11 protein-coding genes are annotated in these 12328 nt (G+C 35.9%); 10 read left to right on the top strand and 1 reads right to left on the bottom strand.

Going from position 1 to position 12328, the window contains the following annotated elements; all coding sequences use genetic code 11:
• The first annotated feature begins 150 nt into the window (after positions 1-150).
• On the top strand, positions 151-2271 hold the full coding sequence (locus tag SBO79_RS03295; protein ID WP_318641791.1) for a Tex family protein: 2121 nt from the start codon (positions 151-153) through the stop codon (positions 2269-2271).
• Positions 2272-2333: 62 nt separating this feature from the next.
• Here SBO79_RS03295 and tatA read toward each other — a convergent pair whose 3' ends face one another.
• Positions 2334-2537: a twin-arginine translocase TatA/TatE family subunit gene (gene tatA / locus SBO79_RS03290; protein WP_318641790.1), complete on the bottom strand. Its 204-nt coding sequence runs from the start codon at positions 2535-2537 to the stop codon at positions 2334-2336.
• A gap of 173 nt (positions 2538-2710) precedes the next feature.
• Between tatA and SBO79_RS03285 the strand changes: the two genes are divergently transcribed.
• The 9 genes from SBO79_RS03285 to rffA all read left to right on the top strand — a co-directional run bounded on the left by SBO79_RS03285 (position 2711) and on the right by rffA (position 12310).
• Entirely contained in the window at positions 2711-3577 is an 867-nt protein-coding gene (locus SBO79_RS03285; RefSeq protein WP_318641789.1) for a M23 family metallopeptidase, read from the top strand.
• Positions 3578-3583: 6 nt separating this feature from the next.
• Positions 3584-5077 (top strand): GH3 auxin-responsive promoter family protein, encoded by a 1494-nt coding sequence (locus SBO79_RS03280; protein WP_318641788.1) that lies wholly within the window; start codon positions 3584-3586, stop codon positions 5075-5077.
• Between the two features lie 210 nt (positions 5078-5287).
• Positions 5288-6988, top strand: a complete 1701-nt coding sequence (locus SBO79_RS03275) for a DUF6909 family protein (RefSeq protein WP_318641787.1) — start codon at positions 5288-5290, stop codon at positions 6986-6988.
• Positions 6985-7974 carry a hypothetical protein gene (locus tag SBO79_RS03270; protein ID WP_318641786.1) on the top strand — a complete coding sequence of 330 codons (990 nt, stop codon included), beginning with the start codon at positions 6985-6987 and terminating at the stop codon, positions 7972-7974. Before SBO79_RS03275 ends, SBO79_RS03270 begins: the two co-directional genes overlap by 4 nt.
• Before the next feature lie 216 nt (positions 7975-8190).
• Positions 8191-8742, top strand: coding sequence for a dTDP-4-dehydrorhamnose 3,5-epimerase (rfbC, locus tag SBO79_RS03265; protein WP_318641785.1), 552 nt, complete (start codon positions 8191-8193; stop codon positions 8740-8742).
• Entirely contained in the window at positions 8736-9551 is an 816-nt protein-coding gene (gene rfbD / locus SBO79_RS03260) for a dTDP-4-dehydrorhamnose reductase (protein ID WP_318641784.1), read from the top strand. The genes rfbC and rfbD overlap by 7 nt, the downstream gene beginning before the upstream one ends.
• 5 nt (positions 9552-9556) lie before the next feature.
• Positions 9557-10504 (top strand): glycosyltransferase family 2 protein, encoded by a 948-nt coding sequence (locus SBO79_RS03255; protein WP_318641783.1) that lies wholly within the window; start codon positions 9557-9559, stop codon positions 10502-10504.
• Positions 10501-11184 carry a GNAT family N-acetyltransferase gene (locus tag SBO79_RS03250; RefSeq protein ID WP_318641782.1) on the top strand — a complete coding sequence of 228 codons (684 nt, stop codon included), beginning with the start codon at positions 10501-10503 and terminating at the stop codon, positions 11182-11184. The genes SBO79_RS03255 and SBO79_RS03250 overlap by 4 nt, the downstream gene beginning before the upstream one ends.
• A complete protein-coding gene (gene rffA / locus SBO79_RS03245; RefSeq protein ID WP_318641780.1) occupies positions 11171-12310 on the top strand; it encodes a dTDP-4-amino-4,6-dideoxygalactose transaminase in 1140 nt (379 codons plus the stop codon). The genes SBO79_RS03250 and rffA overlap by 14 nt, the downstream gene beginning before the upstream one ends.
• The last annotated feature ends 18 nt before the right edge of the window (positions 12311-12328 follow it).

Genomic DNA, 12328 nt, shown 5'->3' with positions numbered 1-12328 from the left:
AGTTCTAAAAGAGAAATCGTCCATGTAGGGTTTAGTTTTCTGGAGAGAAATAATAGATTTGCAGACAAATAATTGTGAGAAATTAAATGTTACAACTAATTGCAAGTTTGTATTAATAAAATACAAACTTCATAAGAACTTATAGATAAAATGAATCAAATTCAATTTATAAAATCAGAGGTAAATACTTCTGACAAAAATATCGAAGCTACCTTAAAGTTGCTTTCTGAAGACTGTACAATACCCTTTATATCTCGCTATAGAAAGGATCAGACCGGAAATCTTGACGAAGTTCAAATTGAAAATATAGCCAAGAAAAATCAGGAATTTCTTGCAATTCAGAAGCGTAAAGAATCTATTCTAAAAACGATTGAAGAGCAAGGAGATTTAACCGCAGAACTGAAACAGAAAATTTCGAATTCTTTTAATTTAAATGAAATTGAAGATCTTTATCTTCCTTTCAAAAAGAAGCGTAAAACCCGTGCCGATGCTGCAAAAGAGAAGGGTTTATTGCCATTGGCGAAGTTGATTATAGCTTCTAATAATTCAAAAAGTATTAACGACGCTTCCGCGAAATATATAACAGACGCAGTAAAAAATCAGGAAGAGGCGTTGCAAGGTGCAAGAGATATTGTGGCCGAATGGATCAGTGAAAATCCAGCGGTAAGACAGCAATTGCGCTCTTTATACCAAAGACGAGCTACAATTACCACCAAAGTTCAGAAAGCAAAGGCCGAGGAAGAAGGCGCTAGGAAATTTAATCAGTATTTTGACTGGTCAGAAGTTTTGCACAAAGCGCCTTCACACCGAGTTTTGGCAATGCTTAGAGCCGAAAATGAAGGTTTTATAAAAGTAAAAGTTGCAATAGATCCAGAAGATGCATTAGAAAGTATCGAAAGAATTGTGACCAAAGCGGCCAAAAATGATCAGATAATTTTGGCATTAGAAGACAGTTACAAACGACTTTTGGCGCCAGCTTTAAGCAATGAAATTTTGCAAGAAGCAAAAGCAAAAGCGGATACTAATTCAATTCAGGTTTTTGCCACAAATCTGGAGCAGTTATTACTTGCACCACCACTTGGCGAAAAGAGAATTCTCGCCATAGACCCAGGTTTTAGGTCAGGTTGTAAGATTGTTTGTCTTGACGAAAGAGGTGATTTGTTGTATAACGAAACAATTTTTCCACATGCGCCGCAAAATGAAACGGCAGTTGCCATGAAGAAAATTAGATCCATGGTTAATGCTTATAAGATTGATGCGATATCAATAGGAAACGGAACTGCATCTCGTGAGACAGAGTTTTTTATCAAGAAAATAGCTTTTGACAAACCTTTACAAGTCTTTATCGTGAGTGAAGCCGGTGCGTCAATTTATTCGGCTTCAAAAATTGCTAGGGACGAATTTCCAAACTTTGATGTCACCGTACGTGGAGCCGTTTCTATCGGCCGACGACTAAGTGATCCATTGGCCGAATTGGTGAAAATTGATCCACAATCTATTGGAGTTGGTCAATATCAACACGATGTAGATCAGACCAAGTTGAAAAATGAGCTAGATCTGGTGGTCTTAAAGAGTGTGAATAAAGTAGGAATAAATTTAAATACTGCCAGCAAACATTTACTAAGTTACGTAAGTGGTATTGGAGAGAAACTTGCCGAAAATATCGTTCAATATCGTACTGAAAATGGACCCTTTACAGACAGGAAACAGCTAAAGAAAGTTGCAAGATTGGGCGAAAAGGCATTTCAGCAAGGATCTCCGTTTATTAGAATTACCACTGGGAAAAATCCGTTGGATAATTCGGCAGTTCATCCAGAAGCCTACGCTGTGGTTGAGAAGATGGCCAAAGATTTGAAAGTTTCAGTGGCTGATTTAATTCGAAACAAAGAAAAAACCGCACTAATAAAGGCAGAGGATTATATAACAGCAGATTTTGGATTGCTTACAATTCGAGATATCATCATGGAATTAGAAAAGCCGGCATTAGATCCAAGGAAAGCGGCTAAAGTTTTTGAATTTGATCCAAATATCCGAACCATAAAAGATTTGAGAGAAGGACAGATCTTGCCAGGGATTGTGAATAATATTACCAATTTTGGCTGCTTCGTAGATGTCGGAATTAAAGAAAGCGGACTTGTTCATATTTCACAACTTAAAGCGGGGTTTGTAAGCGATGTTAATGAGGTAGTAAAGTTGCATCAACACGTGCAGGTGAAAGTAACGGAGGTTGATGAGGAAAGAAAGAGAATACAATTAACGATGGTCTTATAGAATACAAAAAAGCTTCATCGTTAGTGATACGATGAAGCTTTTTTATATCTGAACCTTAATGATTAAAGTTTCGTTTCTTCTTCTTTTTTAATTATCGGTTCTTTTGGCTCCTCCTTAGAAGCATCTTTAAATTCTTTAATTCCAGAACCCAATCCACGCATTAATTCCGGAATTTTTTTCCCTCCAAAAAGTAATAATAGGATCACCACAATCAAAATAATCTGCGGTGCACCAATAACTCCTAAAAATATTGATAATGTATTCATTTTTTATCCGATTTTAATAGCACAAATGTAAATAGAAAATTTTGTATTAATCTCACTTCCTTGTTAATTATTGTAATTTATAAGCTTTCGCTAAATAAATTTTGTGAGATTTCAAAACCTGATTTCCTCCACAAGTTTGCTAAATTGTTATATTTGCTTACTAAATACGACAGATGCCAAAGAAAAGATTTAAACGCAATAAAATAAAGAAGCGTTTATTTACCAAAAACCGCTTCATAATATTGAATGAAGATACTTTCGAGGAAATTTTTTCTCTACGACTGACCTTGATGAATGTCTTTGTTGTTGCCACGCTTGGTGCTATCTTGCTAATTTTTATTACAACTGTAATCATCGCATTTACTCCGTTAAGAGAGTTTATTCCGGGTTATGCGTCTGCTGATTTAAAGCGTAATGCCACCCAATTAGCCATTAAATCTGATTCGCTCGAAGTAGCTTTACAACGTAATGAGGCCTATATATCTTCTGTAAAAAAAGTTTTATTAGGAGAAGTCGAAGTTCATAAATTCAACAAAGATTCTCTAATTGCGGCAGAGCAGCAACCGTTAGAAACTGATTTAAAACCAACTAATGACGAACTTAAATTAAGGGAGAAAGTAGCCAAGGAAGATAAGTTTAATCTTTTTGATAAGGCCAAAGCCAAGGTGAGTATTGTATTATTTCCGCCAGTAAAGGGTGTTGTAACTTCCAAGTTTAATCCAAAAGAAGAGCACTATGGCATTGATGTGGCTGTAGCCAAAAATACTCCAATCAAAGCAGCATACAACGGTAATGTGATTTTTGCAGAATGGACTCCAACTAATGGAAACGTAATTATTTTAAGACACAATTATGGCTATATTTCTGTTTATAAGCACGCTGCTTCACTCACAAAAGAGCAAGGAGATATTGTCAAAACAGGAGAAGTAATTGCATTAGCTGGTGCTGGTGGTCAAGAATCACAAAATAGTCAGCTGCACTTTGAGTTATTTAAAGATGGTCATCCGATTGATCCCTCAAAATTTATAATATTTGAATAATCCAATATGTCATTAAAATCTTTAGCAGCCAAAATATTTGCCGGAATTATATATAAAAAGACCCAAAGTTGGGCAGCAAATCCAGTGCAAACGCAACAAAAGGTTTTTCATAACCTAATTGCCGCGGCGCGCGATACACAGTTTGGAAGAGATCATCATTTTGATAAAATTCAGAATTTTGGAGATTTCAAAAAGTATGTCGCAGTTCGTGATTATGAAGATTTACGATCTTATATAGACAAAGTAGTTGCGGGTCATGAAAATATATTATGGCCTGGAAAACCTCTGTATTTTGCCAAGACTTCAGGAACCACTTCGGGTGCCAAATATATTCCGCTTACCAAAGAATCAATGCCTTACCATATTGAAGCAGCGCGAAATGCAATTCTGCTTTATATCCACGAAACTGGAAAAGCTTCTTTTGTTGATGGTAAAATGATTTTCTTGCAAGGAAGTCCGCTATTGGAAGAGAAGCACGGAATCAATTTTGGAAGACTGTCTGGAATCGTTGCTCATTTTGTACCCAAATATCTTCAGAAAAACAGAATGCCTTCGTTAGAAACAAATTGTATTGAAGATTGGGAAGAGAAAGTAGATGCAATTGTAGAGGAAACAATTAACGAAGATATGTCGGTAATTTCTGGTATTCCACCTTGGGTTCAGATGTATTTTGAAAAGCTAAAGAAGAAGAGTGGAAAAGAGATTGGCGATTTGTTTAAGAATTTCAATCTTTTTATTTACGGAGGAGTTAATTATGAACCTTATCGCGCAAAGTTTGAAAGTTTGGTTGGTCGAAAAGTAGATAGTATCGAGCTTTTTCCAGCTTCGGAAGGTTTTTTTGCTTTTCAAGATTCGCAAAAGGAAAAAGGAATGCTGTTATTGTTGAATTCGGGAATATTTTATGAATTTATACCCACAGATAAGTTTTTTGAAGAAAATCCTCCTAGATTGACCATTGGCGAAGTAGAATTGAATGTAAATTATGTTCTGATAATTTCAACAAATGCGGGTTTGTGGGGATATAATATTGGCGATACTATTCAATTTGTGTCCTTAAAACCGTACCGCATCATTGTCTCGGGACGTATAAAGCACTATATATCGGCTTTTGGTGAACATGTCATTGGAAAGGAAGTTGAAGCGGCAATTCAAGATGCGGTTAAAAATACGGGAGTTACAGTTTCAGAATTTACGGTGGCACCACAAATTGAAGGTGCGGTGGGACTACCGTATCACGAATGGTTTATAGAATTTGAAGAAGAAGTTTACAATTTAGATGAAATAGCATCAAATTTGGATCATGCAATGCAGAAACAGAATGATTATTATAAAGATTTGATTACCGGAAATGTGCTTCAGCCGCTCAAAATTACTGCGTTGCAAAAAGATGCTTTTCAGAATTATATGAAGTCAATTGGCAAATTGGGTGGACAGAATAAATTACCTCGTTTGAGCAATGACCGGAAAATTGCCGATCAATTGAAACAATTTAAATTATAGCTTCGGAAATGTGGAAGTTGAGTCCGTGCTTATTTTGCAGGAAACTGCCAAAATTTTGATAGTAGGTAGAAAACATTGGTCAAATTAACTTCGGAAATGGCAAAGTAGTTCTTTTTTTTATTTTGCAGGAAACTGCTACAAGATAGGATTCTTTTAACTAAAATTAAAAAGCTAAATTTGCGCGTAAGAATATAGGAATTAATAAATAAGATGGAATTCAACAATATAATTAGATCTAGAGCACAGGAATCTTCAAGCGCGGTAGAAAAGTTGTACATCACGATGCGTCACTTATTTAACCGAGGGTTTTACAAGCCAATGGGTGTTTCGGGTGAGACGTTGCGGGAAGCGTTGCTTTTATTGCGACCGGAAATATATGGAACAATTGCGGACGAAAAAGTGGAGTTAAACGGTTTGCTGTATGTAATTGAGCGTCTGCCTATTGGTATTGAAGAATGCCGCTTTATTAATCTAACATCAGACGAAGGATATTCACGTTCGCATTTCAAAGCAATTATACCGCCAAAGCGACGTCGCAATTGTTACAGAATAGATCAAGAGCAAATGAATGTTGAAATTACCCGTGGGCGATCGGACATTTATGATATTTTGACGCATCTTACATTCATATTTATCGAGTCGCACAAGATAAAAAACAAAGTTCTCCTAGATGAAAGCGGTGAATTTTCTCGCGATTGGCAAAAATTGGAATATGCAGTTCTGCTAAATAGAAAATTATCGCAATCTGAAAAGGAAAAATCTATATCGCACGTTACCAATATTTTAGGAAGAACATTTGGCGAGATTTCTGATATTTATATCTCTTTTGCAACAGCAGAAACTCCAGACCGATTTTTGCACGTAATTTACTGGCTAGGTAAACTTGCCTTAGAAGAAACATTAGAAAACAACAAACGCACAATTACCTTTAGTCCAATTTTGCGTGAGCGTTTAGGACATCATATACACGGAGAAATCTGGGCAAATAGCATCAAACGTGTCCTTAAAGAATACGATTTACTACACAGACCAATCCATATTATTAGTGCGAATATGCACTCGGTAATGAATTCGGTATTTGCATCGCAGGTGCTTCCAGCAAAAGCGCAGGACAACAATCCTTATTTTATTTACGAAGAATTGAGTATGAATGGTGCTTCTGAATTGCGAAGCAAAGTAGAAGATGTTGCCAAAAAGCAGGGAATGTTATTTATACCGGATACTTCTGGGACAAATATTGACGTTCAGATTTTTGATACTTCCAAAATTGATTGGGAAAAATCGGCTTTTCATAATGCGTCGCAGGAAGATATGATGCCAGTTTTGGTGGTGATGGATTATGCTTTTGGCGAGCAGGCTTATGAAACGATTGACGAACTGCTAAAACCATATCAAGAAACAAAAGACGACGAGAAAATTCATCTTAATGTTGCGTCGGTTTCGATCATGGGGAAAGCCGGTATATTGGAAGGTGGCAAAGGCGATATTATGATACCGTCAGCTCATATAAATGAGGGAACCGGCGATAATTATCCTTTTGATAATGAACTTACAGCGGAGATGTTTGTAGGAAATGGAATTCCAGTTTCGGCAGGAGCCATGGTGACAGTTTTGGGTACATCACTGCAAAATAGAGATTTGTTGAATTTTTTCCATAAATCTACTTGGGGTGTTGTAGGTCTAGAAATGGAAGGATCGCACTATCAAAAAGCGATACAATCAGCATCAAAAATCAGAAAGAGTATCAATCCAGATGTTAAGGTTCGATATGCTTATTACGCTTCAGATAATCCACTTGAGACAGGAAGTACATTGGCTTCTGGAGGATTGGGTAGTACTGGTGTAAAACCTACTTACTTGATTACAATCAAAATATTAGAACAAATTTTTAATAATAATAATAAATTATGAGTTTAGATTATCCAAATAGCCACAAGAAAGATGAAGTTGATTTCTCAAATTTCTCGCAAGGTGTTGGCAAAACAATGTCTGGTTTTGGAGGTTTTGTTTTTAAAACGATGCAGTTTATAATTCGGAATATAATTATAGTGGCGCTTCTGTTGATTATTGGATTTGCGTTGGGAATGTACCTGGATTCATCGGCTAAGAAATACAATCATACTCTTACAGTATCTCCAAATTTTGGTAGCGTGGAGTATTTATACTCGAAAATTGAATTATTACAATCAAAAATTGCCGAAAACGATACTGTTTTCCTGAAGGCTGCGGGGTTTTCAAATCCAACTGCAATTAGAAAAATTAAAATCGAACCAATTGTGGATGTCTATAGACTTGCAAAACAAGAAGATATTTACTTTAAAACACTAAGTCTATTGGCAGAAGGTGCGAGTATGCAGCAAGTGATGGAAGATAAAGTGACCGCTCGTAACTACAAATTTCACCAGATTTTATTTTCGTCCAACAATCCAATTTCAGAAAAAGGGCTGATTACTGAACTTCTAGCTTTTTTAAATGACAGTCCATTTTTTGCAAAAATGCAAACACAATATCGCAGTAGCTTGGAAAGTAAAATTGCGGCAAACGAAAGTACTCTAACTGAAATTGACAATATTTTACGTACATCAGTACAAAATTCTGAAGCTGGAAAACCAGCGAGCGGAATGATTGTATATACAGAAAAGTCGCAGCTTAATGATGTTATTTATACCAAAAATATGCTGTTGGACAGACAGGAAGAGAATCGAATTAATTTGATGATGTATGACAAGATTATCAAAGAAAGTGCGGTAATGGTAAATATGAAAAAACAAGCTGCAGCAGGCGGAATTATGAAGATAATTTTGCCGATAATTTTGATTCTAATTTTCGCATTTATCGCTGGGATTAAGAAATTTTACTACCGTCAGAAGGTTAAATATTCTACAGCAACGGCATAAAGCCTTCCAAGAGATTTAAGTTTAAACTATTACTACGGTCAAAAGCTAGAGCTAAAAAGTTCTTGCAAATTAGAGCTAAGAACACAGTATTGGGAAAGTAGGTAAGGTTTTTATTTGAAAAAAGTATTAGATGTTTTGAATAGATTAGAAGTGGCAAAACCAATTATTATAAGAGCGAACGATTTTCGCATTTACTAAGTATTATAGAGCAATAAAATGAAATTTACTCCTACAAACCTTGATGGTTGTTATCTAATCGAACCGAATATAATTAATGATGAGCGTGGCTATTTCATGGAAAGTTTTAATAAAAAATCTTTTCAAGAGGGCGTTCAGCAAGAGGTGCATTTTGTTCAGGACAATCAATCTTTTTCTACTCAAGGCGTGTTGCGAGGGTTACATTATCAGCGTGGAGAGCATTCGCAAGCAAAGTTAGTACGCGTGCTATCAGGCGAAGTACTGGATGTTGCGGTCGATATCAGACCAGAATCGGCAACTTACGGACAGCACTTTAGCGTAGTACTTTCGGGTGAGAAAAATAACCAACTCTTTGTTCCACGAGGATTTGCACATGGATTTTTGGTATTGAGCGAGGCAGCCACATTTTTTTATAAATGTGATAATTATTACAATAAAGAATCTGAAGGTGGCATAATATATAATGATGAAAACCTTTCTATTGATTGGCATTTTTCGCAACAGAAACTTATAATTTCTGAAAAAGATCAGCAATTGCCAATGTTTTCAAAAGCGTTGCAGGTATGGTAGTAGCAGTTTTTGGTGCTGCAGGACAGCTAGGGCAATCGATACAAAGTGTAAAAGGGAATTTCCCAACAATGGATTTTCACTTTTTTGATTCAAAAGACTGCGATATAACATCTGTTGAAGCGGTAGAGCAAGCTTTTGCGTCGTGCAAACCGGATTATTGCATCAATGCTGCGGCGTATACTGCTGTTGACAAAGCAGAATCTGAACCTGAGATAGCTTTTGCAATTAATGCAACTGGAGCAAAGAATCTTGCTGAAATTTCAACTAAATACAACCGTACACTAATTCATATTTCTACAGATTTTATTTTTGATGGAACTTCAAAAATTCCTTATACCGAAAGCGATTCCACGAATCCTTTGGGCGTTTATGGATCGACTAAATTGCAAGGTGAGAAATTTGTTCAGGCTTTCGCCAAAAGACATTTCATTATCAGAACCTCGTGGGTTTATTCAGAGTTCGGTTCCAACTTCTATAAAACGATGTTGAGACTTTCGGCCGATAGAGATAAAATTTCAGTGGTTGATGATCAGATTGGTTGTCCTACAAACGCGGTTAATTTAGCGAAAGCGATATTAAAAATAATTCAGATAGACGCTGAGAATCCTTCTGACACTAATTACGGAATCTATAATTATTCTGACGATTGGCAATGTAGTTGGTTCGAATTTGCAAAGAAAATATTTGAAGATAACAATGTAACTATTATTGTGGATCCGATACCTTCTTCAGCCTATCCAACTCCAGCGGAAAGACCAAAATATAGCGTTTTGGATACGATGAAAATTAAAAATTTTCTTGAGAAATAGCGTTTATGAATCAGATTGATATTTTAAATCAGGCACATCCACACATCACCATTGTAAGCCCAGTTTACAAGGCGGCGGATATAGTGGATACTCTTGTTGCGGAGATTGAGAAATCGCTTAAAACATTGGGTCATTCTTACGAAATGATTCTAGTTGATGACAGAAGTCCCGACAATTCTTGGAGTAAAATGCAGGTACTATCCACTCGCAATCAACATCTAAAATGTGTTAGACTCAGCAGAAATTTTGGGCAGCATTCTGCAATCATGGCAGGATTATCTGTTGCTAAAGGTGAGTGGATTGTGGTGATGGATTGTGACTTGCAGGACAAGCCTGATCAGATAATTAAACTTTATGCCGAGGCTCAACGAGGATTTGATGTAGTGTTGGCGAGGAGGAAAAATAGGAAAGACAGCTATCTCAAAAAGAAGGGATCTTATATTTTTTCGAAGATTTTTGGTTTTCTTACTGATATGGAATATGATAATGAAATTGCTAACTTCGGAATCTATCATAAAAAAGTAATTTCATCAGTTTTGAGACTTGACGATAACATTAAATTCTTTCCACTTTTTGTAAAGTTTGTTGGTTTCAATACGACTTCGGTTGTAGTAGAACATCAAGAGCGTTTTGCTGGAGAAAGTAGTTATAGTATAGGGAAATTGATTAGCTTGGCTTTTAATACAATCATTTCGTTTTCAAATAAACCGCTAAAATTATTTGTGAAATTTGGACTAATCATCTCATTTTTATCTTTTCTTACCGGCTTATTTTATATTTACGAGGCGATAACAAACAAAATATCGGTAGTAGGATTTAGTTCGATAATGGTTTCAATATGGTTTTTGTCCGGAGTTGTAATCACTATTGTAGGTATTACGGGCATTTATGTAGGGAAGATTTTTGATCAAACAAAAAATCGACCTTCATTTATTATTGACGAGATTATATGATAAAACATTTACCTTGGGATTCAGATTTCTTCAATTTAAATATAGCTTCGGTTGACGCAACACACGAAGTTGCCGACATTGAGTTGCAGGAGTTTGATATGTTTTATAGTTTTCATTCGGAGGAAAATAAAGTCTTTAAGAACTTTCAACCAACATTTCGAGAGCATAAAATAATTTTTGAAAAGCAACTTTTGCAAATAGCTGATACAGATGCAGACATCAGAAGTGTCGATGAAAAATTCAAGGACGTATCAACACTTCAAGAGCTTGCGTATGAATCTGGAAAACATAGCCGCTTTAATCTCGACGGTAATTTTGCCGAAAGGCAGTTTAAAAATCTTTATAATCTTTGGATTTCAAATTCTCTAAACAGACAATTTGCCGATGATGTCCTTGTAATTTATCAGAATGATAAAATTGGAGGATTTGTTACTTTTAAAATTAATCAAGAAATAGCAACTATTGGACTTATTGCTGTCCTTCCAGAATTTCAAGGACAAGGCTTAGGAACGAAGTTATTGCAAAGAGTAGAGTACTTACTATTTAGGAAGGGAATTCAAAAACTTCAGATACCAACGCAACAAGAAAATCTAGATGCCTGCGGGTTTTATACCAAAAAGGGATACTCGATTTTGTCCATCACACCTATAACACATTATTGGAAAAATGATACCATTTAACAAACCGTTTTTAACTGGAAAAGAGACTTTTTACATTGAAGATGCTGTAAAATCTGGAAAGATTTCGGGCAATGGCAAGTATACTCAGTTATGTCAGAAGTTTTTTGAAGAGCGCTATCATTTCAAGAAATGTTTGCTTACCACTTCGTGCACAGATGCGCTAGAAATGGCTGCAATATTGTTGAATATCAAAGAAGATGATGAGGTAATTATGCCATCTTATACCTTTGTTTCGACAGCAAATGCTTTTGTTTTAAGAGGCGCGAAGATCATTTTTGCAGATAGTAGAGCAGACCATCCTAATATTGATGAAACTCGTATTGAAGCGCTGATTACAGATAAAACCAAAGCGATTGTAGTTGTACATTATGCAGGTGTTGCTTGCGAAATGGACACAATTATGGATATTGCAAAACGTCATAATCTTTTTGTTGTTGAAGATGCTGCACAAGCGATCGACAATTTTTATATTGGTAAGAATGGTTCGCAGCCTTTGGGATCTATCGGACATTTGTCTGCATTTTCTTTTCACGAAACCAAAAACATTATTTCGGGCGAAGGCGGAATGCTTGCCATAAACGACCCACAATTTTGCGATAGAGCCGAAATTCTTTGGGAAAAAGGAACAAATAGATCTGCTTTCTTTAAAGGTGAAGTTGACAAATATGGTTGGGTAGATGTGGGAAGTTCGTTCCTGCCATCCGAAATTATTGCAGCTTTTTTATGGGCACAACTTGAAAATCTTGATAAAATTCAAGATCAGAGAAAAATGCATTGGAATAATTATAAAGAGAAGCTTGCAGATTGGGCAAAATCCAACAATATCTTGTTGCCTTTTGTGCCCGAGTATAGCACGAATAACGCACACATGTTTTATCTTATATGTGAGAGTGAAGATCAACGATCTGCGATCATCGGAAAGCTAAAAGCTGAGAATATCATGGCGGTTTTTCATTATATCAGTCTTCACGAAAGTGCATTTTACAAAGACAAACACGATGGTAGATTTTTAGAAAACACTCAAAAGTTTACTGATAGGTTGTTGAGATTGCCTTTGTATTATGAGTTGGATACCGAGGTTGTTGTCAATCAATTTCTTCAATTTGAATCAGCAAAAGCAAATTAAATACTTAGAAGAGTCTAG

The organism is Flavobacterium ardleyense (assembly GCF_033547075.1).
GTDB lineage: Bacteria > Bacteroidota > Bacteroidia > Flavobacteriales > Flavobacteriaceae > Flavobacterium > Flavobacterium ardleyense_A.
Note: the sequence above shows the minus strand (reverse complement) of the source record. Positions and strands in the feature narration are given on the sequence as shown.

Excerpts from the sequence above, each read along its gene's own strand:
- SBO79_RS03295 (WP_318641791.1), top strand. The coding sequence starts at position 151 with ATGAATCAAATTCAATTTATAAAATCAGAGGTAAATACTTCTGACAAA.
- tatA (WP_318641790.1), bottom strand. The coding sequence starts at position 2,537 with ATGAATACATTATCAATATTTTTAGGAGTTATTGGTGCACCGCAGATT.
- SBO79_RS03285 (WP_318641789.1), top strand. The coding sequence starts at position 2,711 with ATGCCAAAGAAAAGATTTAAACGCAATAAAATAAAGAAGCGTTTATTT.
- SBO79_RS03280 (WP_318641788.1), top strand. The coding sequence starts at position 3,584 with ATGTCATTAAAATCTTTAGCAGCCAAAATATTTGCCGGAATTATATAT.
- SBO79_RS03275 (WP_318641787.1), top strand. The coding sequence starts at position 5,288 with ATGGAATTCAACAATATAATTAGATCTAGAGCACAGGAATCTTCAAGC.
- SBO79_RS03270 (WP_318641786.1), top strand. The coding sequence starts at position 6,985 with ATGAGTTTAGATTATCCAAATAGCCACAAGAAAGATGAAGTTGATTTC.
- rfbC (WP_318641785.1), top strand. The coding sequence starts at position 8,191 with ATGAAATTTACTCCTACAAACCTTGATGGTTGTTATCTAATCGAACCG.
- rfbD (WP_318641784.1), top strand. The coding sequence starts at position 8,736 with ATGGTAGTAGCAGTTTTTGGTGCTGCAGGACAGCTAGGGCAATCGATA.
- SBO79_RS03255 (WP_318641783.1), top strand. The coding sequence starts at position 9,557 with ATGAATCAGATTGATATTTTAAATCAGGCACATCCACACATCACCATT.
- SBO79_RS03250 (WP_318641782.1), top strand. The coding sequence starts at position 10,501 with ATGATAAAACATTTACCTTGGGATTCAGATTTCTTCAATTTAAATATA.
- rffA (WP_318641780.1), top strand. The coding sequence starts at position 11,171 with ATGATACCATTTAACAAACCGTTTTTAACTGGAAAAGAGACTTTTTAC.